The following is a 23,749-nucleotide window of genomic DNA, read 5'->3' as shown; positions in this document are numbered from 1 at the left end:
GCGCCACGCGAAGAGCAGCGTCAGGAAGATCACCGGCACGACGACGATCAGCATCGCCCACGTCGACGTCGCGATCAACGACTTCTCCGCGGCGCCGACCGCGCCTTTCGGATCGAGCACGTCGAGCCCGCAGCCGGACAGCGAGGCGAGCGCACCGATCGCACCGAACAACGACAAGCCTTTGAAAGCCTTTCTATTCATCACATTTGCCAGCATCAGATGTATCGCAGTCCGAGCGAACCGGCGGACGACCGATTCGCGGAAGCGCTCGCATCATACGGCCGGCGAACGAGATGAAAATCCGTCAATGAGACAAATCATCTTTGCAGAAAATGATAGTGTGACACGTTGTCACAGCGATGACGCGGCTTGTCTCGATGCGGAGGGCAGCGTGGTTGCGTACGCGCGCATGCATGTGCGAGAAGGCGCTCGCCGATGACGAACGGGACCGTCGATGCGATCGGCCGTGCAATCGGCAACGTGCGTGCGGGGTGGTTTGTTCGGCGAGATCGCAAACGCGGCGACGGCGATTGCATGCGTCGTGCGCGTCGGTGGACACGCGTCATCGCTGTCAACGTCGACGCCACGCAATCGACCGTGCTTCACGTTCGAATCGCTGCCGCACGTCAAGCGCCGACATGATGAAAGATCGAACCGGCGATCGCGATCCGTCACGTCGCCCGATTCGACGAGCCGGGATACTCGGCGCGCGGACGCCGGCCTGCCGCGCACGCTCGAATGCATGCAGATGCAGATGCGTCGCGACGCTCGATCGCCGCGACGCGCCCGCTATCGCCGAAGCAAACCGCTGCGCGAGTAGCGCCGCGACGCACGGACGCGCGCCTCGCTCACAGCCGGGCGGCGAGCCTCGAGCCCTGGTCGATCGCGCGCTTCGCATCGAGCTCGGCGGCCAGTTCCGCGCCGCCGATCAGATGCACCGATACGCCCGCCGCCTTCAACGGCTCGTACAGCGTGCGCTCGGATTCCTGCCCCGTGCACATCACGATCGTATCGGCCTCGATCACGGTCGGGTCGGCGCGCTCTTTGCCGAACGTCACGTGCAGCCCCTTGTCGTCGATCAGCTCGTAGTTCACGCCGCCGATCATCTCGACTTGCTTCATCTTCAGCGTCGCACGGTGAATCCAGCCGGTCGTCTTGCCGAGCCCCTTGCCGAGCCGCGTCGCCTTTCGCTGCAGCAGCGTGACGCGGCGCGCGGGCGGCGCGACCTCGCCGCGCGTCACGCCGCCGCGCACGAGCGCGGGGTCGGCGACGCCCCATTCGGCCTTCCACGCGTCGAGATCGAGCGTCGGCGATTCGCCATCCTGAACAAGAAACTCGGAGACGTCGAAGCCGATCCCGCCCGCGCCGACCACCGCGACGCGCGCGCCGACCGGCTTGTTGCGCGCGAGCACGTCGATGTAGGTCAGCACCTTCGGATGATCCTGGCCCGGGATGCGCGGATTGCGCGGCGCGACGCCGGTCGCGAGCACGACGTCGTCGTAGCCTGCCGCGATCAGCTCGGCCGCGTCGATACGGCGATTCAGACGTAGCTGCACGCCCGTCAGTTCGATCTGTCGTGCGAAGTAACGCAGCGCCTCGTGGAATTCCTCCTTGCCCGGAATGCGCTTCGCCATGTTGAACTGGCCGCCGATCTCGGCCGCCGCGTCGAACAGCTCGACGCGATGCCCGCGCTGCGCGAGCACGGTCGCGCACGCGAGGCCGGCGGGACCGGCGCCGATCACCGCGACCCGCTTCGCGTTCGCCGCGCGCGCATAGTTCAGGTCCGATTCGTGACACGCGCGCGGATTCAGCAAGCACGAAGCGATCTGGTTCTTGAACGCGTGATCGAGGCATGCCTGATTGCAGCCGATGCACGTATTGATCTCGTCGACGCGCCCTTCGGCCGCCTTGTTCACGAACTCGGCGTCGGCGAGGAACGGCCGCGCCATCGACACCATGTCCGCGCAGCCATCCGCGAGGATCTGCTCGGCGACTTCCGGCCGATTGATCCGGTTCGTCGTCACGAGCGGAATGCCGACCTCGCCCTTCATCTTCTTCGTGACCCACGCGAACGCGCCGCGCGGCACCGACGTCGCGATCGTCGGCACGCGCGCCTCGTGCCAGCCGATGCCGGTGTTGATCAGCGTCGCGCCCGCACGCTCGACCGCCTTCGCGAGCAGCACGGCTTCGTCCCAGTCGCTGCCGTCCGGAATCAGGTCGAGCATCGACAGCCGATAAATGATGATGAAGTCGCGGCCGACCGCTTCGCGAGTGCGCTCGACGATCTCGACCGGCAGGCGCATCCGGTTCGCATACGAGCCGCCCCATTCGTCGGTGCGCTGGTTCGTATGCAGCGAGATGAACTGGTTGATCAGATAGCCTTCGGAGCCCATGATCTCGACGCCGTCGTAGCCGGCGTCGCGCGCGAGCTTCGCGCAACGCACGAACGCGCCGATCTGCCGTTCGACGCCGCGCGCGGTCAGCTCGTGCGGCGTGAACGGCGAGATCGGCGACTTGAGCCGCGTCGGCGCGACCACGAACGGGTGATAACCGTAGCGGCCGGTATGCAGGATCTGCAGCGCGATCTTGCCGCCTTCCGCGTGCACTGCGTCCGGAATCACGCGATGCCGGCGCGCGGCCGATGCCGTCGACAACGTGCCGCCGAACGGTTTCGTCCAGCCGGCGACGTTCGGCGCAAAGCCGCCCGTGACGATCAGGCCGACGCCACCGCGCGCGCGCTCAGCGAAATAGTCGGCGAGACGCGGCAGCGTCTTGCGGCTGTCTTCGAGGCCCGTATGCATCGACCCCATCAGTACGCGATTGCGCAGCGTCGTGAAGCCGAGATCGAGCGGGGCGAGCAGGTGTGGAAACGGGGTCGTCATCGCGTATTGTGGGAAGTATCGGGATCGTGACATCGTAGGGGCGCGCGCCGCTTGTCCGTGAGGGGTCAAACAGCCATAATGCTTGTCATTTATGGCCAATCTTGGCCATTCCTGGCCGGTTCACGACACGATGACGCGGCGATCGACGAAAGACCATCTGGGCCTGCGCCGGCCGACGATTCCGGTCGCGTATCTGCGGCACCTGCTGAAGGTGTTCGAAGAGCGCGGCATCGATGCGCGCGACGCCCGCGCGGGCACCGGCCTGCGCGACGACGTGCTCGGCGAGCCGGACGCGCGCGTCGCGCCGTCGCAATGGGGCCGGCTCGTGCTGAACGCGATCCGGCTGAGCGGCGACGAGGGGATCGGCTTCGAGCTCGGGCTGCGGCTGCGGATGTCGGTGCACGGCTTTCTCGGCTACGCGGCGCTGACGGCGGCCGACTTGCGCGCGTCGCTGCTCGTGAACGCGCGCTATTTCCGGATGCGCAACCGGCAATACCGGTTGCAGTACGCGGAGCGCGACGACGGCGCAACGCTCGCGCTGCACGCCGTGCAGGCGAACCCGGTGCTCCAGCATCACGCGATGTTCGAGATCGTGCTGACCGGGATCGCGCAGAACGTCGGCACGGTGACAGGGCGCGCCGCCCCGCCGGTCGAGCTGCAGTTCGCGTGGCCGGCGCCCGACTATCACGCGCGCTACCGCGACCGGCTGCCGCCCGTGCGCTTCGACTGCGCGGCGAACGCGCTGTGGGTATCGCGCGACGCGCTCGACTGGCCGTTGCCGATGGCGGACGAAGTCGCGCACCAGCAGGCGCTCGCGCAGGTCGAGCGCGAATACGCGGACGTGCGTCACGAAGAAGGCGATCTCGTCGCGCGCGTGCGCGCGGAGCTCACGCTGCCGGCGCACGGCTATCCGGGGCCCGACGCGCTCGCGAAGCGGCTGTTGATGTCGACGCGCACGCTGCGGCGGCGCCTGCTCGATGCGGGTTCCGGCTATCGCGCGCTCGTCGATGAAGCGCGGCTGCGCGATGCGCGCCGGCTGCTGCGCGCGTCCGACCTCGACCTGAAAATGATCGCCGAACGCCTGCAGTTCACCGATCCGGCGAACTTCACGCGCGCGTTCCGCAAGTGGACGGGGCAAACGCCCAGCGCGTATCGGGGGGCGGCGGGCGACGTCGAGCCGTGAACGGCGCGCGCCGCACGTTCGCGGTCATGTCATGAACGCATCGCTCGCCGACCTCCGCGCGGCCGCGAACATGTGCTGCGCGAGCCACGCGACTTCCGGCCGGCGCACGTGCTTCGCGGACTCGATTGCGCGGCAACGTCGCTGACGCAGCGCGTGCCGACTTGCATGCACGACGGCTTCGCGTTGTCCGAACCGACGGAGATCGCCAGGCTCGGTCAGCCGCGCGACGCCGAATTGATCTGGGAATATCCGCGCGAAACGCCGCACGGCGATCAGGTCGACTTGATCGAATCGATCGACGTCGTCGGCGGACGCATCGCGCGCCACCGGGTCTACTGGGGCTGGGTCGGATTCCGGACGCTCGTCGCGGCGATGAGGCGCGCCGAATCGTCTGCGTGACGCAGCGACGTTCGGCGCGAAAGGAAAAAGACAGCCCGCCGCGCGGCCGGCGGCGCATGCCGCTGCATCCGGGTACAAAACGCGCGTCCGCGTACCGACTCACCGGCGCGGCAGCGGATTCGCGCGCGCCCGGGCAGATTCGACATGCGCCCCCGTGGACCGATGCGCGCCGATACGTGTCGATACGCGTCGGTCGTTCCGTCGACGCTACGCTTGGCGCGGCGCATCGACGGGCGGCGTGCCGTCGTGGAAAAGCGTCTTCAGTTGAGCGCGCAACGCCGGCGAATCGGCATGATGATGAACCGTGACCGCGTGCTGCACGGCCGCATCCAGCAATTCGTCGTCCGAATCGGCGGACATCGCGACGGTGCAGTGCATTTCGCTCGGAAACTCCCGGCAATCGATGTATTTGCGAGCCATGATGCCCTCCTCGCATGAGACGTGAAGCGATTTGACGATCGAACTTCCCTTGGGATGAATCGCGTCGAAAGCGACGATGCTGCGCATTGGATGAAGTTATGGTTGGATTCTAGGTCACGGCGAAACGCTTTGTCAGGCTAACGAATGCCGAGCGCGAACGCGCCGCGCGTCATGCGCCCGCAAGCCGATCTCCGGCTCGGCCGCGATTCGGTCCGGGCGCGCTCGCGCGTCGTTCCGCGCACCGCCCGCTCATTCGTGCGGCGGCTGATACTCCATGTTGAATTCGTCATATAACTGATAAATCAACGTGAGCATCGCGCGAATGTCCGTCGATTCGTCGAGCATCCGCGTGCTCATGATGATCGGCGACACGAGATTCGGATCGTCGAGCTCCTTATAGCTGACGTCGTCGCGCTTGAGCCCATGCACGCTGCGCGGCACGACCGATACGCCCTCGCCCGCCGCGACGAGCCCGAGCGCGATCTGCAGCTCGCGCGTCTCGTAGATCTTCTGCGGCTTCAGCGCGCGATCGTGGAACGCGGCGAGCACCTGGTCCGCGTAGCTCGGCCGCGGCGTCTTCGGAAAGATGATCAGCGTCTCGTTGACGAGATCGTGCAGCGACAGCAACGGCTTCGCCGCTTCGAGCGGATGCCCGACCGGCAGCGCGACGATCATCCGCTCCTCGCGCAGCACGATGCGCCGCACGCTCGGATCCTCATGACGAATGCGGCCGAAGCCGACGTCGATCCGCCCCTCCTTCAGCGCCTTGATCTGATCCATCGTCGACATCTCGTGCAGGCTCAGCTCGACCTCGCCGTATTCGTCGCGAAAGCGGCGGATGATCCGCGGCAGCATCCCGTACAGCGTCGAACCGACGAAGCCCACCGACAGCGAGCGCTCGATCTTGCCCACACGCTTCGTCATCGATTCGAGCTCGGCCGTTTGCGCGAGCAGCTGCACCGCGTGCGAATAGAAGAAGCGCCCGGCGTCGGTCATTTTCAGCGGCCGCGCGTGCCGCTCGAACAGCATCACGCCGAGCGCGTCCTCGAGTTGCTGGATCTGGCGGCTCAGCGGCGGCTGCGCGATGTGCAGGCGCTCCGCCGCGCGCGTGAAATTCTGCTCCTCCGCGACCGCGACGAAGTAGCGTAAATGCCGCAGCTCCATCTTCATACCTCTTGGATATCGATCCGATACTCAATCAGTGTTGGACGCACCGTTTTGCCGGCAACTATCCTCATTCTGACCGCGTCGTTGTCGTGCACTATACCTGCGAAGCATCGTAGCTCCATCCGGGTTTTCCGCACGGCGCGCGTTGCGGCGCAGCGCCGGACCGATCGTCCGGACGCGCGCCGGTCACGATCAGAGCCCATCAGGAGACGCCCCCCATGATCCCGATCTACCCGGATCGTCATCCGGCACTGCGATGCATCGACGACTTCCTCGTCGAAGACAAGATGCGCGGCGACTACCGGCTGCACCGCAGCGCGTTCACCGACGACATGCTGTTCGAGCTCGAGATGAAGCACATCTTCGAAGGCAACTGGATCTATCTCGCGCACGAGAGCCAGATCCCGAACGCGAACGATTACTACACGACGAACATCGGCCGCCAGCCGATCGTGATCGCGCGCAACCGCCAGGGCGAGCTGAACGCCTTCGTCAACGCATGCACGCATCGCGGCGCGATGCTATGCCGCCACAAGCGCGGCAACCGCGCGAGCTATACATGCCCGTTCCACGGCTGGACGTTCAGCAACAGCGGCAAGCTGCTCAAAGTAAAGGATCCCGAAGAAGCCGGCTACCCGGACTGCTTCAATCGCGACGGCTCGCACGATCTGAAGAAGGTCGCGCGCTTCGAGAACTATCGCGGTTTCCTGTTCGGCAGCCTGAATCCGGACGTCGAGCCGCTCGCCGCGTATCTCGGCGACGCCGCGCGAATCATCGACATGATCGTCGACCAGTCGGCGGACGGCCTCGAAGTGCTGCGCGGGTCGTCGACGTATACATACGAAGGCAACTGGAAGCTCACCGCCGAGAACGGCGCCGACGGCTATCACGTGTCGGCCGTGCACTGGAACTATGCGGCGACCGTCAATCACCGCAAGACGGACGCGCAACACGAAGACTCGATCCGCGCGATGGATGCCGGCAAGTGGGGACGCCAGGGCGGCGGCTTCTACGCGTTCGATCACGGCCACATGCTGCTGTGGTCGCGCTGGGCGAACCCGGAGGACCGGCCGAACTTCGATCGTCGCGACGAATTCGCCGCACGCTGCGGCAGCGACGTCGCCGACTGGATGATCCAGAACTCGCGCAATCTGTGCCTGTACCCGAACGTCTATCTGATGGACCAGTTCGGCTCGCAGATCCGCGTGCTGCGGCCGCTCGCCGTCAACCGCACCGAGGTCACGATCTACTGCATCGCGCCGAAGGGCGAAGCGCCGGATGCGCGCGCCCGGCGCATCCGGCAATACGAGGACTTCTTCAACGCGAGCGGGATGGCGACGCCCGACGATCTCGAGGAATTCCGCGCGTGCCAGCAAGGCTACGCGGGCCGCGCGGTCGAATGGAACGACATGTGCCGCGGCGCGACGCACTGGATCGAAGGCCCCGACGAAGCCGCGCGCAGGATCGGCATCCAGCCGGTGATGAGCGGCATGAAGACCGAGGACGAAGGGCTGTACACGGTCCAGCACCGCTACTGGATCGCGACGATGAAGAAGGCGCTCGCCGCCGAACGGAGCCGCGCATGAAGACGATCGATCTCGCCGACATCCAGGCGTTCCTCCACCGCGAATGCCGGCTGCTCGACGACAAGGAATGGGATGCGTGGCTCGACTGCTATCACCCGGACGCCGTGTTCTGGATGCCGTCGTGGGACGACGCCGACACGCTCGTCACCGATCCGCAGCGCGAAATCTCGCTGATCTACTACCCGAACCGGCAAGGGCTCGAGGATCGCGTGTTCCGCATCAAGACCGAGCGCTCGAGCGCGACGATGCCCGACACGCGCACGAGCCACAACGTCGCGAACGTCGAGCTCGAAAGCGTCGAAGGCGGCGTGCACATCGTGCGCTTCAACTGGCACACGCTCAGCTATCGCTACAAGACGGTGTCGAGCTATTTCGGGATGTCGCGCTACGCGATCGACTTCTCCGGCGACGCGCCGAGGATCGTCAGCAAGTACGTCGTCCTGAAGAACGACTACATCAACCAGCTGATCGACATCTATCACATCTAGCCGGCCGCGCGCCGCACGACGCGTCGCGCACGAGGAACGCATCATGGAACACCGCATCGCACTCCAGTTCGAAGACGGCGTCACCCGCTTCGTCACGTGCCGCGAAGGCGAAACGCTCGCCGACGCCGCGTATCGCCAGCAGATCAACATCCCGCTCGATTGCCGCGACGGCGCATGCGGCACCTGCCGCTGCCGTTGCGAGTCGGGCGATTACGACCTGCCCGAGTCGAGCTACATCGAGGACGCACTCACCGCCGGCGAGGCCGCGCAGCGCTATGTGCTCGCATGCCAGACGCGCCCGCGTTCCGACTGCGTGATCGACGTGCCCGCATCGTCGGCCGCGTGCAAGACGGGCGCCGTGCGCCACGAAGGCACGCTTTCCGCAATCGAGCGGTTGTCGGCATCGACGATTCATTTCACGATCGACGTCGACGAGCCCGCGAAGCTCGCGTTTCTCGCGGGTCAGTACGTGAACGTCGAGGTCCCGGGCGTCGGCGCGACGACGCGCTCGTATTCGTTCAGCTCGCGGCCGGGCGACGCGCGCGTGTCGTTTCTCGTGCGCAACGTGCCGGGCGGCCGGATGAGCCGCTATCTCGTCGACGAAGCCGCGCCCGGCCAGCGGATCGCATTCTCCGGCCCGCACGGCAGCTTCTATCTTCGCGACGCCGCACGGCCCGCGCTGTTCCTCGCGGGCGGCACCGGCATCGCACCGTTCCTGTCGATGCTCGACGTCTGCTCGGCGCGCGGCGACGCGCCGCCCGTGCGGCTCGTCTACGGCGTCACGCGAGACGACGATCTCGTCGCGCTCGACCGCCTAGGCGACGTCGAACGCCGCCTAGGCGGCTTCGAATACCGGACCTGCGTCGCCGACGACGCGAGCGCGCATCCGCGCAAGGGCTACGTGACCGCGCACGTCGAGCCCGAATGGCTGAACGACGGCGACGTCGACATCTATCTGTGCGGCCCGGCGCCGATGGTCGACGCGGTGCAAACGTGGCTGCGCGAGCGCGGCGTCACGCCGGCCAATCTGTACTTCGAAAAATTCTCGTCGAGCAGCGCGTCATGAATACTCGCCACGCACCCGGCCGCTTCGACCACCAAGTCATGATCGTCACGGGCGCCGCGCAGGGCATCGGCCGCGGCGTCGCGTTGCGCGCGGCGCGAGAGGGCGCGACGACGGTGCTCGTCGACCGCGCGGATTTCGTCCACGACGCCGCGGCCGAGATCGCGTCGCAGGGCCGCCGAACGCTCGCCGTCGTCGCCGACCTCGAAACGTACGCGGGCGCGGAAACGATGGCGCGCGCGGCGATCAACGCATTCGGCAGGATCGACGTGCTCGTCAACAACGTCGGCGGCACGATCTGGACGAAGCCGTACGACCGCTACGAAGTCGCGCAGATCGAAGCGGAGATCCGCCGCTCGCTGTTCCCGACGCTGTGGTGCTGTCGCGCGGTGCTGCCCGGGATGATCGAGCGCGGCGGCGGCGCGATCGTCAACGTGTCGTCGATCGCGACGCGCAGCATTCATCGCGTGCCGTATGCGGCCGCGAAGGGCGGCGTCAACGCGTTGACCGCGAGTCTCGCGTTCGAGCACGCGGCGCACGGCATACGCGTGAACGCGGTCGCCGCGGGCGGCACCGACGCACCGCCGCGCAAGGTGCCGCGCAACGCCGAACCGCAGAGCGACGACGATGTGCGCTGGTATCGCGAGATCGTCGACCAGACGCTTTCATCGAGCCTGATGCACCGCTACGGGACGATCGACGAGCAGGTCGCCGCGGTCCTGTTTCTCGCGTCGGACGAGGCGTCTTACATGACCGGCTCGGTGCTGCCCGTCGGCGGTGGCGATCAAGGATAAGCGTCACGCTCGCGCACGACGCCGCGCGTTTCCTGTTCGCGTCAGATCCGCTTCAGGTCCGCACGCGCGGCGCGGTGCGCACGAACGCAGCGACGTCGTCGAGCACCGGCGCGAAAGGCCGCATCGGCAAGCCGAACGCGCCGACGAGCAGCGCGTGCCCGACGCGCGGATAGAGCTTGATCTGCACCGCGCCGCCCGCGGCGTCCACGCGCGCGGCAAACCGTGCGGTGTTGCCCGGCTTCACCGTCGCGTCGCACAGGCCCGATATGAGCAGCATCGGCGGCTCGCGGCCGTCGACGAAGCGGATCGGCTGACTCGCTTCGCGCACGGGCTCGGGAAAGACCCGCATCAGCGTCGCGTCCTTCAATGGCAGGAAATCGTACGGACCGGCGAGCCCGACGACCCCCGCGAGATCGCACTTGTCGAGGCCCTGCGCATCGAGAAAGCGGCCGTCGGTCGCAAGCAGCGTCGCGATCTGCGCGCCCGCCGAGTGGCCGGCGACGAACAGACGTTGCGGATCCGCGCCGAGCTCGGCCGCGTGATCGCGCGCCCAGCGCACCGCCGCGGCCGCGTCTTCGACGAAGTCCGGAAACACCGCGTCCGGATAGAGCCGGTAATCGGGAATCGCCACGACGAAGCCGCGCGACGCGAGCGCTTCGCCGACGAACCGGTAGTCGCTGCGCCGGCCGCTCTGCCAGCTGCCGCCATAGAAGAACACGACGAGCGGCGGCTTGCCGCCGCCCGGCGCCGGCGCACCGCGGCCGGCAGGCACGTAAACGTCGAGCGAGCGGCGCGGCCCCGCGCCGTAGACGATGTCGAAGCGGCCGACGAACGTCGCACGGCGAGCCGCCGCGTTCAGCACGGCTACCGGGTTGCGGCCGGCCCACACGCCGAGCGTCACGACCGATCCGATCAACATCATTCCTGCCAGCATGGCCTGCTCCTCGATTGCCCGAACGACGGTTCACGCGCCGCGCGCCGCCTGGTCGGTGCGCACACGCCGCATTCAAACGATTCAAACGCCGCGCCGCGATTCGCGGCACCGGCATGCGTCGTGCGTCGCGTCCGGTCCGCGGCGTTTTCGGCCGCAAGCATCGTCTTCGACGGAAGAAACCGGTTAACGATAAGGCGTCCAAATAGGCGATTCGTAGAGGGTCGCCTCGATATCGCACGACATGTCCGCCGGCGCACGCTCGCCGATGCGCACAGGTGAAGCGCTCGTGCGCTGGCCGTATTGCATGCGGCACACACTTCCGCCGTCGCCGCCGAACGTGTCGTCAACGTGCTGCCCGGCGGCCTGATCGGCATCGCGTTCGTGCTCGGAATGCCTTGGTTCGAGACGCGTCCGCTCGCGCGATGGCGCGACGCTCGCGCAAGCCGGCGCGCGTGACGCAGCAATCGCCGAGTTCGCGCGTGCGACCCACCGCATGTCGCATACGCGGCGTCCGCATCGCATTCGATGCATCACTCGCGATACATCGGCATCCGAACCAGGCACGAACGAAAGACGAATGCGTAACGCGCATGGCGTTCAATTTCGATGCATCACCACATAGGAAAAACCGGCGAAGCGCAGACCGATTGGCATTCGCTGTACGCGAGGTTCGGCACATGCGGAACATCGATTGTGCCGTTCTTCGTGCAAACGAAATCGGCAACGCGGCGAATCGCACCGACGTGTTCGCGGCGCCGTAAACGCCGGTGTCCCGCGCGGAGCGGCGAGACTGCCGCCTGCCGTCGAACGGCGCGTCGGCGGTCCTCGAACAACAAAATAATTCGAAAAAAACGACGGCATCCCGCGACTCAGACTCAAAAAAGCGGCCGCGCCCGAAGCCGGGCGCGGCCGCTTTTCAAAATCGCAACGGAGAACGCATGCCCGCTGCGCGACGCCGCGCGCTACGACGCCGCTTCAGGACTCGACGGCACGCGCACGGCCGCCGCTTCGCGTGCATCGCGCGCCGCCGCGCGTTCGTGCTCGGCGACCCACGACGCGATATCCATCTCTTCGTAGCGAACGAGACGGGTCTTGTGGAAGAGCCGGTAGCCGAGCCACACGACGAGGAAGAGCGGAATGCCGACGTAGGTCGCGAGCACGCCGACCCAATCGATCTTGTTCGCGAGGAACGCCTGGTAGTCCTGACCGAGGGCGATCACGATGCACAGCGCGAACGCGAAGATCGGGCCGTACGGATAAAGGTTCGATTGATACGGCAGTTGGCCGACCGAGAAGCCCTGGCGGATGAAGCCCTTGCGGAATCGATAGTGGCTGACCGCAATGCCGAGCCATGCGATGAAGCCCGTCATCCCCGACGTGTTCAGCAGCCACAGATAGACCGTCTTGTCGCCGTACAGCGACGACAGGAAACACAGCGCGCCCACCGCGGTCGTCGCGTACAGCGCGTTGCGCGGCACGCCGCCCGCCGAAAGCTTCGCGAACAGTTTCGGCGCGCGGCCTTCGGTCGCGAGGTTGTAGAGCATCCGCGTCGATGCATACATCCCCGAGTTGCCGGCCGACAGCACCGCGGTCAGGATCACGGCATTCATCACGCCTGCGGCGAACGCGAGGCCCGCATGGCGGAACACGAGCGTAAACGGGCTCACGCCGACGTCGGTCACGTCGCTCTTCAGCAGATTCGGATCGGTATACGGAACCAGCACGCCGATCACGAAAATCGCGAGCACGTAGAACAGCAGGATCCGCCAGAACACCTGGCGCACCGCACGCGGGATCGTCGTGCGCGGGTTTTCCGATTCGCCGGCGGCGACGCCGATCAGCTCGGTGCCCTGGAACGAGAAGCCGGCGATCATCGCGACGCCCATCATCGCGGGCAGACCGCCCGCGAACGGCGCGTCGCCGATCGTGAAGTTGCTCCAGCCGTTGCTCGGGCCGCCCTCCAGGATGCCGAAGATCATCAGCAGGCCGACGCCGATGAACGCGAGCACGGTGACGACCTTGATCAGCGCGAACCAGTATTCGGCCTCGCCGAAGCCGCGCACGGTCAGCACGTTGAGGAGGAACATCACGCCGAGGAACGCCGCGCTCCACCAGACGCCCGGCACGTCCGGGAACCAGTAATGCATGACGAGCTGCGCGGCGACGAGCTCGACGGCGATCGTCACCGCCCAGTTGTACCAGTAGTTCCAGCCGAGCGCGAAGCCGAAGCCCTCTTCGACGTATTTCGCGCCGTAGGTCGCGAACGAGCCGGACACCGGCATGAACGCGGCCATCTCGCCCAGGCTCATCATCAGGCAGTAGACCATCACGCCGATCAGCAGGTACGCGAGCATCGCGCCGCCGGGGCCCGCCTGCGAGATGGACGCGCCGGACGCGACGAACAGGCCCGTGCCGATCGAGCCGCCGATCGCGATCATCGTCAGGTGACGGGCTTTCAGGCTGCGGCGCAGCTGAGGGGGATTCGATTGTGCGGTTGAGCTGTCGGAATTCGGGTGTGATGACATAACGGGCTGGCAAGGAGCGGCGGGCGACGGTTCGACGCCGCGCCGGGCAGGACGCCGGATTCGGCGCGTCCCCGGGACGATCTGCGGCGCGCCGCGCCGCACGCATTTTTTGCGCAGCGCGGATTCTACCCGATTCGTCAGACGTCGCCTGCAACATGACGTGCTGCGACGCGCAAGATCGCGATGAGCAAAACGCTTTGTCGATCAAGGGGTTGCGCGCAGAACGCGGCGGCTCGGGGCTCGCGGTCGCGCATCGCGAGCGGGCGCTCGTCCGATGCACTGCGGAATCAAAAAGTATGATGATTTCGCGAATGCCGCTCATTCGCTGCGACGCACAACGCGCGGACACGCCGCGATCGGCCGCGCCTGCGGCGGCCAAAAACGGAAGGGCCGCTCGTAGCGGCCCTTCTCTTCTCCCTGATTTGCCTGCTAACCCTGCATTACACCGCCCGCGGCACTGGATGCAGCGGCACCCGGCGCGGCGCGGCCTTCGCCGCCTGGCGCGCATTGCTTGCGTCGATCTCGGCGATCAGATCGTCGAGGCGCTCCAGATGCACGCTGTTGTCGTGGTCCCACGGATGGAAGCCCGGTCGGAAGTAGTCGATCCATTCGCGCGCGATCAACGCGAAGATGCCGTTCCTCGGGCTCCACAAATACTTGACCAGCTTGCCGATGCCGAGGCCCTTGCCGATGCGGCGGCGATGCGCGATCAACAGGCGCGTGTTGAAGTCGAACAGCGTCGCCCAGAACACGACCGTGACGAGCCCCATCGCGCCCGTGCGAACCAGGTAGTTCTTCAGGTTCGGCTTCATCACGGTGCGCCACACGTCATACGCGACCGCCTTGTGCTCGGTTTCCTCCATCGAGTGCCACATCCACATCTGGCGGTAGCCGTCGACGTCGCTGGTCGTGATGCGGTTCGCGAGCACGAGGCCCGTAAACATCGCGGTGTAGTGCTCGAGCGCCATCGTGATCGCGAGCTGCGCCGAATGCGGCAGCACCTTCTTGAACCAGCCGAGCACCGTCCACAGGCGCTTGTCGAGCTTGTGCGCCGGCATGCCGGCCGCCTGCAGCAGATCGTTGAACTCGACGTGCTCGCGCGTGTGCATCGCTTCCTGGCCGATGAAGCCGGCGATGTCGCGCTTCAGATTGGGTTCCTCGATCCGGTCGCGATAGTTGCGGACCGAATCCATGAAGAAGCGCTCGCCGGCAGGGAACAACAGCGACAGCGCGTTGAACAGATGCGTCACGCCTACGCCTTCGGCATGCCAGTCGCAGATGCGATCGGGCGGCAGGGCGAAGCGGATATCGCGACGGACAATAGCATTCACGGTGTTTGTCTCCATGTCCCGCAACGGGACGTCGGTGCGACTCGATGCAACGCCCTCGATGGTTCGATTTGGGAATTAGGGCGCGGTCGCAATCTCACATCAAACCATCAATCAACGTTACATTGATTGATGTCATGATAGGAGAGGTTCTCAGTCAGCGCAAGAACGACTTCACGCAAAAAACTTATTCGCCGTTGCAGAATCCTCCGCCTCGCACGCGCCCGCCCTGTCCGCATACCGGGTTGCGCGGCCCGCGGCGACGCCCGAGCGCTTCCTTCAAACGCTAGCCCCGCATGCCGAACAGCGGGCACGGATAGCATCCGCGTACGCTGTTCGACGTCTGCCGCGGCAGTCGCCGACGCGCGTTTTTCGCACCGCACAAACCGCATTGCACCCATCTCCAGGCACCAGGCGCGCAATGCGCCGCGCATCGCGCGAAGGCGCATGCTCGCACACTCGCACGCGTCGACGCCGTGTTCGCGGCGCTGCAACACGCTCTCGCACATCCTCGCGTCCGCGCCGACGCGCGCGATCCGCGGCGACGCACGCACGACGCACTCGCACATTCATCGGCCGGCGCCTTTTCGCCGCGCGTCCGAATGCGTCGCCGCGCGAATTGATCCACGTCAGCGATGCGCGCGTCGCGTGTAGTGCAATGGACGCATCCCACATCACAAGCTTCTCAGGGGGTCTCATGAAACTGACGTTCCTCGGCGCGACGGAAACCGTCACGGGCTCGAAGTATCTGCTCGAGGACGCCGGGACACGCGTCCTGATCGACTGCGGGCTGTTCCAGGGCACGAAGAAGCTGCGGCTGCGCAACTGGAGCCCGCTGCCCGTGCCCGCCGACTCGATCGACGCCGTCGTGCTCACGCACGCGCATCTCGATCACAGCGGCTATCTGCCCGTGCTCGTGCGCGAAGGCTTCAGCGGGCCGGTCTATTGCACGCACGGCACGGCGGAGCTCGCCGAGATCATGCTGATGGACAGCGCGCGGCTCCTCGAGGAAGAAGCCGATTTCGCAAACCGCCACGGCTATTCGAAGCACCATCCGGCATTGCCGCTCTACACCGTCGACGATGCGCGGCGCGCGCTGCAGCGTCTCGCGCCGCGCGAATTCGACGCGCCGACGCCGCTCCCGGGCAATCTGCACTTCCGATTCCTGCCGGCCGGGCACATTCTCGGCGCGGCGAGCGTGGTCGTCTGCTGGCGGCACACGCTGATCGCGTTCTCGGGCGATCTCGGCCGCCCGCACGATCCGATCATGCGCGCGCCCGTGCCGCCCGTTCACGCGGATTATCTCGTCGTCGAATCGACGTACGGCGACCGGCTGCACGACGCGAGCGATCCCGAGGCCGAGCTCGCCGACGTGTTCTCGAAGACGTTCGCGCGCGGCGGCGTAGTCGTGATGCCGTGCTTCACGGTCGGGCGCGCGCAGGAGATCCTCCACTACATCGCCCAGTTGAAGAAGACGGGCCGGATGCCGCACGTGCCCGTCTACCTCGACAGTCCGATGGCGACGAGCGTCACCGAGATCTACCGGCGGCGCCTGAGCGATCATCGGCTCACGATGTCCGATGCGGACGCGATCGGCCATGCGGCGACGATGGTGCGCACCGTCGAGCAATCGAAGGCCATCGCCGATCACAACGGGCCGATGGTGATCATCGCGGGCAGCGGGATGGCGACGGGCGGCCGCGTGCTGCACCATCTCGAGCGCTACGCGCCCGACAGCCGCAACACGATCCTGCTCGTCGGCTACCAGGCGGCGGGCACGCGCGGCGCGGCGCTCGCCGCGCACGAGCCGACGGTGAAGATCCACGGCGAATACGTGCGCGTGCGCGCACAGATCGAGATGATCTCGTCGCTGTCCGCGCACGCGGACTACAGCGAGATCCTCGCGTGGCTCGGCGCGCAGTCGAGCGCACCCGCGCGCACGTTCGTCACGCACGGCGAGCCCGCGGCGGCCGACGCGCTGCGCCGCCGGATCGAGGAGTCGCTGCATTGGCATTGCGAAGTGCCGTCCTATCTCGAATCGGTCGAACTGGAAGATGCGCCCGCGCGTGCGAAGTAAACGAGAAGAACGGGACGCCGGGTATCCATGCCTGCCCGGCGTTTCGGCATGCCGAACACGTCGGACGAATCGTTTGGAAAGTGAAGCGATGCGCGCCGAATCGTCGAGATCGGCGCGTCGAATACGCTGATGAATGCATCGCCCGCGATCCGCCGCGTCAGCGAACGGGCTTCGATGTTTCGGCACACTGAACGATTGCGAGAATCGAGCGACCGCGAACGGGTTTTGCCGGATGCCTGGCGTCTGCGAAACTGCGCATCCGAGAAACGACGGACAGAAACGTTGCATCGGGCTACGCGACACGCCGCATGACAAACGTGTGCTGCACAGGCATGCGCGACACGGCCCCCCGCCGCGCCGCGGGCACCGAAGCGCGCGCCGCCGCGCGAACGGCGGCACGGCTCCGATCAATACATATGCATCCCGCCGTTGATCGCGAGATCGGCGCCGGTGACGAACGCCGCATCGTCCGAGCACAGGAATGCGATGAGCGCGGCCACTTCGTCGGGCTTGCCGAGCCGGCCGACCGGAATCTGCGGAAGAATCTTCGCTTCGAGCACGTCCTGCGGCATCGCTTCGACCATCGCGGTCGCGAGATAGCCGGGCGACACGGTGTTGACCGTGATCCCGCGCTTCGCCGTCTCGAGCGCGAGCGTCTTCGTGAAGCCGTGGATGCCCGCCTTCGCCGATGCATAGTTCGCCTGACCGAACGCGCCGCGCGAGCCGTTCACCGAACCGATGTTGACGATGCGTCCGAAGCGCCGCTCGACCATCCCGGCGATGAACTGTTTCGTCACATTGAACATCGCATCGAGATCGGTGCGCATCACGGTGTCCCAGTCGCCCTTCGTCATCTTCAGGAACGTCGCGTCGCGCGTGATCCCCGCGTTGTTGATCAGCACATCGACCTTGCCGAAATCGGCGAGCACCTTCTCCGCGCAACGCTCGCACGACTCGTAGTCGGCGACGTCGACACCGTATGCCTTGAAATCGCGCCCGGCGTCGCGCTCGTGCATGAGCCACGTCGACACATGATCGTTGCGCTCCGAGTGCGATACCGCCACGGCCATGCCGGCGTCGTGCAGCCGCCTGCTGACCGCCGCGCCCAATCCACCCATACCGCCCGTCACAAACGCCACGCGTTTTGCTTCCATCACGGCCTCCTGATGAGGTGCCCGGTGCGGCATCGACGCCGCGCCGCGCGGCCGATAGGCAGCATCGCGCGGTCATGATCCGGGCAGGGGTTGAGAAAAATGCTGCTTGCAGCGCGCCACGAAGAACGCGCGCCGATTCGTATGCGCGGCAACGTGCCGAAACCGGTTGCCGCGACGCTGCGTGAAACGCTGCAAAGCTACCGCGTTTTACTGTAAGCGCGCACTCACTCGATCCGTTGACCTGGGTCAAACGGATGCACGGCACGAGTCCACGCTGCTGCTGTAGGAAACGCCCTACAGCGCTACGCTGATGCTTACCCGATCTTCAACGTTCGCCGATTTCGATGCCGCAGTTTGCGTTCCATACTGGCAACCATAGGGGCGGTCAGTCGATGATCGCTCCGACCCGCGTTTCGTCGACTATGCTCATAGCGGGCAGGCTTGCCTCAGCCGATTCGGTCATCGCAACGAAACGGCGGATTGCGCACGATGACATGCGAGCCGAGCTCCCGGACGTCAGTCTCAGCGGTTTGCACACATCGTCCGGCATGCCGTGCGACGCATGTCGATCGCTTCGTCGACGCCGTCGCGCAATGCGGCGCTTCGTGCCGCGCCACGTCGCAGCGATCCTCGATCGTGCCAATCGAGCGTCGCCGCATGAAAGGAGCCGATTATGCTGACCGCCTCAGTCAATGAAGTTGCGCCTTCCGTCGTGCCGCAACGATCCGTGTTCCCGTTGCATCCCGTCGCGGCCAACGACGCGCCGAAGCAGCCAGCGATCCGCTGTTCGACCTGTGCGATACGCGACGTATGCATGCCGGCCGGTCTCACGCCGAGCGAGTTCGCTCGTCTCGACGCGATGGTGTGCACGACGCGCCACGTCAAACGCGGTGAAGCATTGTTTCGCACGCACGACACGTTCCAGAGCATCTATGCGGTACGCACCGGTTCGTTCAAGACGGTCGTCATGCACCGCGACGGCCGCGAGCAGGTGACGGGCTTCCAGATCGTCGGCGAGACGCTCGGCCTCGACGGCGTGTGCGGTGGCCGCCACAACAGCGACGCGATCGCGCTCGAGGACAGCACCGTCTGCATCATTCCATTCGCGCAGCTCGAAGCCGTCTGCCGCGAAGTGAAGCCGATGCAGCACCACGTCCATCAGCTGATGAGCGGCGAGATCGTCCGCGAATCGAGCCTGATGATGCTGCTCGGGACGATGACGGCCGAGCAGCGCGTCGCCGCGTTCCTGCTCAACATTTCCGAGCGATTCCAGAAACGCGGCTATTCGGCGTCGGAGTTCAATCTGCGGATGACGCGCGAGGAGATCGGCTGCTATCTCGGGATGAAGCTCGAGACCGTCAGCCGGATGCTGTCGAAGTTCCAGCGCGACAAGTTGATCGCGCCGCGCGGCAAGCAGATCCGCATCACCGATCCACAGGGGCTCGCGCGCGTGTGACGCATCGCGGGCGCGATGCACGGCGCGTCATGAACGCGCCGGCTGCATGGCGGGCCGCACGCCATCTCCGAAGCGGCCGCTTGCGGGCCGCGCGCGTCCACGCGAACCCGCGCGCCGCGCGTCGATGCTCCCTCAGCGCGTCGTCAGCACCGCCGCGCCCGTCAGGCGCCCCGAGCGCAGATCGTCGAGCGCCTGGTTCGCCTGCGTGAGCGGATACGGCGTCGCCTCGACTTCGAGCTGCACGTCGTTCGCAATCCGCATGAACTCCGCCGCGTCGTCGCGCGTCAGATTCGCGACCGACACGATCCGCCGTTCTCCCCACAACAGGTCGTACGAAAACGACGGAATGTCCGACATGTGGATCCCGCCGCAAACGACGATGCCGCCTTTCACGACCGCCGCGAGCGCGGCCGGCACGAGCGCGCCGACCGAGGCGAAAATCAACGCGGCGTCGAGCGGCTCCGGCGCGGGTTCGTCGCTGCCGCCCGCCCATGCCGCGCCGAGCCGGCGCGCGAGCTGCTGCGCAGCGCTATCGCCCGGCCGCGTGAATGCGTAGACGATGCGTCCCTGGAAACGCGCGATCTGCGCGACGAGATGCGCGGCCGCGCCGAAGCCGTACAGGCCGATGCGGCGCGCGGGCCCCGCCATCTTCAGCGTCCGATAGCCGATGAGGCCCGCGCACAGCAGCGGCGCCGCGTGAACGTCGTCGTAGCGGCGCGGCAGGTGCATGCAGTAGCGCGCATCGGCGACCGTGCGCTCCGCATAGCCGCCATCGATCGTGTAGCCAGTGAAGCCGGGGGCGTCGCATAGGTTCTCGCGACCGCTCGTGCAATATGCGCAATGCCCGCACGTGCGGCCGAGCCACGGCACGCCGACGCGATCGCCGATCGCGAAGCCCGCCGCGCCCGCGCCGAGCGCGGCGACCGTGCCGACGATCTCGTGCCCCGGGACCACCGGCCGCTTCGGATCGCGCAGGTCGCCGTCGACGACATGCAGATCGGTCCGGCACACGCCGCACGCGTGCACGTCGATCAGCAACTGCCCCGCCGTCGGAACCGGGTCCGGCAGCTCCGCTTCGCGCAGCCGCGGCGCGCCGCCGTCGAACACCATCGCGCGCATCGTCAACGCACTCCCAGGCGCCGCGTGTGCATGTCGTCCGACGCGTGCGCGGGCAACGCGATGCGATCGCGCACGCGGCGGATCGCGATCACGCGCAGATAGTCGTAGACGCGCGCGCCATCCGCAAGGCGCGTGATTTCGTCATCGAGCATGTGCATCAACGCTCTCTCCGTGATCGAGCGGCGCTGCGCGGCGGCGAGCAGCGAGTCGTAAAGCGTGTCCTGGTGCATGCGTGTTCCTGTCCGTTGTCGAACCCGACGATTCCAGCGTAGACGCATCGTCATCGATTGAAACCCGGCGTCGCGGGCTCGGCTTGACTTGCATCAAGCGTCGTCGGTTCGCCGCCGCGCATGGCCGCGCCGCTGCCGCAGCGCCGCATGATTCACGCCCCTCCGGCGTGCCTGGAGCGACGATCTTCAGCGCCTATGCCCCGACCCCGTTGACCTGCGTCAACGGTCGCTCGCGCTCGCCGCTTAGACTCGAAACAAGCGTCCGATCGAGGGTTGCGCCATGACGAACAGTCTGCCGAATTTCGCGCTCGCGTGCATGCTGAGCGCGGTCTGCATGGTCGCGGCCGACGCCGCCGGCGCGCAGGTGCGCGAGCCGACCGAGCTCGTCGACCAGCAGCATTGCATGTTCTGCCATGCGCCGAACATGCCGTTCCTCGCGCCGTCGTTCCATCAGATCGCGGAACGCTATCGCGACGTGCCGAATGCCGCCGAGATGCTCGAGCAGAAACTGCGTCGCGGCGGGCGCGCACACTGGGGCGATACGCCGATGCCGACCGCCCCGGAACGCGACGGCCCGCTTTCGAGCGAAGACGCGCATACTTTGATTCAATGGGTCATGAGCCAGTAGCGCGGCGTCGCCGCGCAATTTGCAAGGAGTCAGTCGTGCGCATCACCATTCATCTCGATACGTTCGCGTCCACCGATCCGGCCTCCTACGCGATCCTGTGGATCGACACGGCGGAGCACAAATGGTCGCGCGAAGGCCATGCGGGCGTCGAACTGCCCGAGTGGGGCAACATCGTCTGCCAGAGCGGCACGACCCGCGTGACGAGCGCCGACGGCACGCATTCGCTGTGCGTGCTCGAAGGCCTCGATCTCGGCGCGAAGCAACGTCCGTCCGAAGGCGAGACGGGCGCGGCCCGCTGGTATCGGCATGCGCATCACGCGCCCATCGTCGGCGAATGGCACGTGCAATGCGTCGACGAAACTGTCGCGCCCGCCGAGCACGAATTGTTCACGGGGCGCGAGGAGTCCTGAGCGGATGGCGTGGCGTGCGCGGGCGTCGTCGGTCGACGCGCGCCCCGGGGCGACCGGGTCTGACGCGTTCATCGAATTTGTCGAATCGATTGTTCTCCGATTCACCGGCCCATCCGCCCGCAGAATCGCAGCTCCGATCGTTCACCGTTTCAATCACTTTCCGGTTCGCCGGCCAGTTCGCTCGCCGATTCGCTCGATTCGCTCGACCCTCAGGCGAACGTCGCAGCGAGCTCCCGCTCGGCGGCATCGAATGCGTTCCGGATCGCCGCGAGCGGATCGGCGCCCATCATGTGCGGAATCGGCTTCAATTCGTAGTCGCGCGTGATCAGATCGAGGCGGACGTCGTACGTCGGATCCGAGGTGCCGGCGCCAAGCGCCTCGATCGCGAGGTGGCAACCGGCGAGGCGCGCGCTGTATCGCTCCAGACGGATCAGTTGGATGCTCGCCTCGGCTTCGAGTTGCGCTGATCCGGCAAAGCCGAAATAGGCGATCTGCATTCCAATTCCCATGATCCTTTCTCCCCTGGCGCTCTTACGGCAAAGCGCAATGACGTGCCAGAGCGATAAGTATTGCGTCCATCCTCGGGGCGCTTGATTAGCATCTTCCGGTTCTTCGACCGGCGCCGCTTGACATGTGTCAAGCGTGAGGCCGATATCGGATGCCCAGCTCACCGGTGGTCCGATGCGCGTCGAGTTCACGTCGAGTTCACGTCGAGTTCGCATCGACTTCACGGCGGCGCCGCGCAGCCGCGCATCGTCACACCGGCTTTGTCGAGCCGCGTTGACCGCGATCAATCGGTGCGCACCGAACCGGCTTAACGTGGTGTCGATCCGACTTTCCGCCTCTGGACAGCGCGATGAAAAAACCGACGACTCCACGCGTGAAGCGGCGCTCGGCTTCCGCCGCACGCGCCACCGGACGTCGCACGCCGCTGCGCCGCACACACGCCGCGCCGAAGCGCCGCCCGCCGCTGTCGGCCGCCGTCGAGCGGCTCGTGTCGAGCCCGACGTACCGGCAGGCAGACGAAGACCTCACGTTCCTCCAGCGTCCCGAGATGTGCGGCGTGCGGCTGCAGCTCGATTATTGGAAGACCGAGGAAACGCTGCAGCGCTTCGGGATCAGCGATACGGTCGTCGTCTACGGCAGCACGCGGATCGTCGCGCCCGCCGTCGCGCGCGCCCGGCTCGCCGACGCTCAGCACCGGCTCGCCGCGCATCCGAGCGATCCCGAGCGGCGGCATGCGGTCCGGGTCGCGGTGCGTCTGCTCGAGCGCAGCCAATACTACGGCGTCGCGCGCGATCTCGGCCGGCTCGTCGGCGAGACCGCACGCTCGCCGCATCCGCGCCGCCTCACGATCATCACGGGCGGCGGCCCAGGCATCATGGAAGCCGCGAATCGCGGCGCGCACGAAACGGGCGCACCCAGCATCGGGCTCAACATCACGCTGCCGCGCGAGCAATTCCCCAACCCTTACGTGACGCCGGAGCTGTGCTTTCGCTTCCACTATTTCGCGATCCGCAAGCTGCACCTGCTCGAACGCGCGAAAGCCGCCGTGTTCTTTCCCGGCGGCTACGGCACCTGCGACGAACTGTTCGAAGTACTGACGCTCCTGCAGACCCGCAAGATCGCGCCCTTGCCTGTCGTGCTGGTCGGCCGCACGTTCTGGCGAGCTGCGGTCGATTTCGCGTTTCTCGTCGACGAAGGGATGATCGATCCGCGCGACGCCGAGCTGTTCCGATTCTGCGAAACCGCCGACGAGGTCTGGGCGGCGATCGGCGGTCCGCATCGTCCCGCGTGAGCACGCACGGCCTGTATTCAGGGTTCGCACGTAAGAGACGGTTTCATAAAGACTGGTCGGCCCGCCGAAGGGTATTCCAGCAGATCAGGCAGCAACCGAGTTTGAGGA

20 protein-coding genes and 3 pseudogenes are annotated in these 23,749 nt (G+C 66.4%); 12 read left to right on the top strand and 11 right to left on the bottom strand.

Features of this window, described 5'->3' with window-relative positions; all coding sequences use genetic code 11:
- Both WS69_RS20910 and WS69_RS20900 read right to left on the bottom strand, forming a co-directional pair.
- Positions 1 to 201: pseudogene (locus tag WS69_RS20910) on the bottom strand (ubiquinol oxidase subunit II); the annotation flags it as partial.
- A gap of 647 nt (positions 202 to 848) precedes the next feature.
- Entirely contained in the window at positions 849 to 2,882 is a 2,034-nt protein-coding gene (locus WS69_RS20900; protein WP_059472593.1) for an NADPH-dependent 2,4-dienoyl-CoA reductase, read from the bottom strand.
- 130 nt (positions 2,883 to 3,012) lie between these two features.
- Between WS69_RS20900 and WS69_RS20895 the strand changes: the two genes are divergently transcribed.
- Entirely contained in the window at positions 3,013 to 4,065 is a 1,053-nt protein-coding gene (locus WS69_RS20895; protein ID WP_059472592.1) for an AraC family transcriptional regulator, read from the top strand.
- A gap of 231 nt (positions 4,066 to 4,296) precedes the next feature.
- A pseudogene (locus WS69_RS20890) lies at positions 4,297 to 4,464 on the top strand (nuclear transport factor 2 family protein); the annotation flags it as partial.
- Positions 4,465 to 4,671: 207 nt separating this feature from the next.
- Here WS69_RS20890 and WS69_RS20885 read toward each other — a convergent pair.
- Both WS69_RS20885 and WS69_RS20880 read right to left on the bottom strand, forming a co-directional pair.
- Positions 4,672 to 4,884: a DUF1059 domain-containing protein gene (locus WS69_RS20885; protein ID WP_059472597.1), complete on the bottom strand. Its 213-nt coding sequence runs from the start codon at positions 4,882 to 4,884 to the stop codon at positions 4,672 to 4,674.
- Positions 4,885 to 5,133: 249 nt separating this feature from the next.
- On the bottom strand, positions 5,134 to 6,048 hold the full coding sequence (locus WS69_RS20880) for a LysR family transcriptional regulator (RefSeq protein ID WP_059472596.1): 915 nt from the start codon (positions 6,046 to 6,048) through the stop codon (positions 5,134 to 5,136).
- A gap of 221 nt (positions 6,049 to 6,269) precedes the next feature.
- Here WS69_RS20880 and benA point away from each other — a divergent pair, with 221 nt between their 5' ends.
- The 4 genes from benA to WS69_RS20860 are packed head-to-tail and all read left to right on the top strand — an operon-like array spanning position 6,270 to position 9,982.
- Positions 6,270 to 7,637: a benzoate 1,2-dioxygenase large subunit gene (gene benA, locus WS69_RS20875; RefSeq protein ID WP_059472590.1), complete on the top strand. Its 1,368-nt coding sequence runs from the start codon at positions 6,270 to 6,272 to the stop codon at positions 7,635 to 7,637.
- Complete coding sequence (gene benB, locus WS69_RS20870) at positions 7,634 to 8,125, top strand: benzoate 1,2-dioxygenase small subunit (RefSeq protein WP_059472589.1); 492 nt, start codon at positions 7,634 to 7,636, stop codon at positions 8,123 to 8,125. Before benA ends, benB begins: the two co-directional genes overlap by 4 nt.
- A 43-nt stretch (positions 8,126 to 8,168) precedes the next feature.
- Positions 8,169 to 9,191 carry a benzoate 1,2-dioxygenase electron transfer component BenC gene (gene benC, locus WS69_RS20865; RefSeq protein WP_059472588.1) on the top strand — a complete coding sequence of 341 codons (1,023 nt, stop codon included), beginning with the start codon at positions 8,169 to 8,171 and terminating at the stop codon, positions 9,189 to 9,191.
- A complete protein-coding gene (locus tag WS69_RS20860; protein ID WP_059472587.1) occupies positions 9,188 to 9,982 on the top strand; it encodes a 1,6-dihydroxycyclohexa-2,4-diene-1-carboxylate dehydrogenase in 795 nt (264 codons plus the stop codon). Before benC ends, WS69_RS20860 begins: the two co-directional genes overlap by 4 nt.
- Before the next feature lie 52 nt (positions 9,983 to 10,034).
- Here the strand turns inward: WS69_RS20860 and WS69_RS20855 are convergent, their stop codons facing one another.
- Positions 10,035 to 10,916 (bottom strand): alpha/beta hydrolase, encoded by an 882-nt coding sequence (locus WS69_RS20855; protein WP_059472586.1) that lies wholly within the window; start codon positions 10,914 to 10,916, stop codon positions 10,035 to 10,037.
- A 321-nt stretch (positions 10,917 to 11,237) separates the two neighbouring features.
- Between WS69_RS20855 and WS69_RS35540 the strand changes: the two are divergent.
- Positions 11,238 to 11,372, top strand: a pseudogene (locus tag WS69_RS35540) (FUSC family protein); the annotation flags it as partial.
- 506 nt (positions 11,373 to 11,878) lie between these two features.
- Here WS69_RS35540 and WS69_RS20850 read toward each other — a convergent pair.
- Together WS69_RS20850 and WS69_RS20845 are read right to left on the bottom strand one after the other, a co-directional pair.
- Positions 11,879 to 13,441 carry an amino acid permease gene (locus tag WS69_RS20850; RefSeq protein WP_059472585.1) on the bottom strand — a complete coding sequence of 521 codons (1,563 nt, stop codon included), beginning with the start codon at positions 13,439 to 13,441 and terminating at the stop codon, positions 11,879 to 11,881.
- Positions 13,442 to 13,881: 440 nt separating this feature from the next.
- Complete coding sequence (locus WS69_RS20845; protein WP_082716348.1) at positions 13,882 to 14,772, bottom strand: metal-dependent hydrolase; 891 nt, start codon at positions 14,770 to 14,772, stop codon at positions 13,882 to 13,884.
- Between the two features lie 694 nt (positions 14,773 to 15,466).
- Here WS69_RS20845 and WS69_RS20835 point away from each other — a divergent pair.
- On the top strand, positions 15,467 to 16,846 hold the full coding sequence (locus WS69_RS20835) for an MBL fold metallo-hydrolase RNA specificity domain-containing protein (protein WP_059472582.1): 1,380 nt from the start codon (positions 15,467 to 15,469) through the stop codon (positions 16,844 to 16,846).
- A gap of 407 nt (positions 16,847 to 17,253) precedes the next feature.
- On the opposite strand, the gene WS69_RS20830 is transcribed toward WS69_RS20835, so the two are convergent.
- Complete coding sequence (locus WS69_RS20830; protein ID WP_059472581.1) at positions 17,254 to 18,000, bottom strand: beta-ketoacyl-ACP reductase; 747 nt, start codon at positions 17,998 to 18,000, stop codon at positions 17,254 to 17,256.
- A 673-nt stretch (positions 18,001 to 18,673) separates the two neighbouring features.
- Between WS69_RS20830 and WS69_RS20820 the strand changes: the two genes are divergently transcribed.
- Positions 18,674 to 19,456, top strand: coding sequence for a helix-turn-helix domain-containing protein (locus WS69_RS20820; protein WP_059472579.1), 783 nt, complete (start codon positions 18,674 to 18,676; stop codon positions 19,454 to 19,456).
- Positions 19,457 to 19,588: 132 nt separating this feature from the next.
- Here the strand turns inward: WS69_RS20820 and WS69_RS20815 are convergent, their stop codons facing one another.
- Entirely contained in the window at positions 19,589 to 20,575 is a 987-nt protein-coding gene (locus tag WS69_RS20815) for a zinc-dependent alcohol dehydrogenase family protein (RefSeq protein ID WP_059472578.1), read from the bottom strand.
- Positions 20,576 to 20,577: 2 nt separating this feature from the next.
- Positions 20,578 to 20,805, bottom strand: a complete 228-nt coding sequence (locus WS69_RS20810) for a DUF3562 domain-containing protein (RefSeq protein ID WP_059472577.1) — start codon at positions 20,803 to 20,805, stop codon at positions 20,578 to 20,580.
- Positions 20,806 to 21,085: 280 nt separating this feature from the next.
- On the opposite strand from WS69_RS20810, the gene WS69_RS20805 reads away from it, so the two are divergent.
- Both WS69_RS20805 and WS69_RS20800 read left to right on the top strand, forming a co-directional pair.
- Positions 21,086 to 21,433, top strand: coding sequence for a c-type cytochrome (locus tag WS69_RS20805; RefSeq protein WP_108034097.1), 348 nt, complete (start codon positions 21,086 to 21,088; stop codon positions 21,431 to 21,433).
- Positions 21,415 to 21,843 (top strand): DUF3564 domain-containing protein, encoded by a 429-nt coding sequence (locus WS69_RS20800; protein ID WP_059472576.1) that lies wholly within the window; start codon positions 21,415 to 21,417, stop codon positions 21,841 to 21,843. Before WS69_RS20805 ends, WS69_RS20800 begins: the two co-directional genes overlap by 19 nt.
- Before the next feature lie 209 nt (positions 21,844 to 22,052).
- Here the strand turns inward: WS69_RS20800 and WS69_RS20795 are convergent, their stop codons facing one another.
- Entirely contained in the window at positions 22,053 to 22,340 is a 288-nt protein-coding gene (locus tag WS69_RS20795) for a hypothetical protein (RefSeq protein WP_059472575.1), read from the bottom strand.
- 359 nt (positions 22,341 to 22,699) lie between these two features.
- Here WS69_RS20795 and WS69_RS20790 point away from each other — a divergent pair, with 359 nt between their 5' ends.
- Complete coding sequence (locus WS69_RS20790) at positions 22,700 to 23,641, top strand: LOG family protein (protein WP_059472574.1); 942 nt, start codon at positions 22,700 to 22,702, stop codon at positions 23,639 to 23,641.
- Positions 23,642 to 23,749 lie beyond the last annotated feature (108 nt).

It is taken from the genome of Burkholderia sp. BDU5 (assembly GCF_001522845.1).
Taxonomy (GTDB): domain Bacteria; phylum Pseudomonadota; class Gammaproteobacteria; order Burkholderiales; family Burkholderiaceae; genus Burkholderia; species Burkholderia mayonis.
This window is presented reverse-complemented; position numbering and strand designations above follow the sequence as displayed.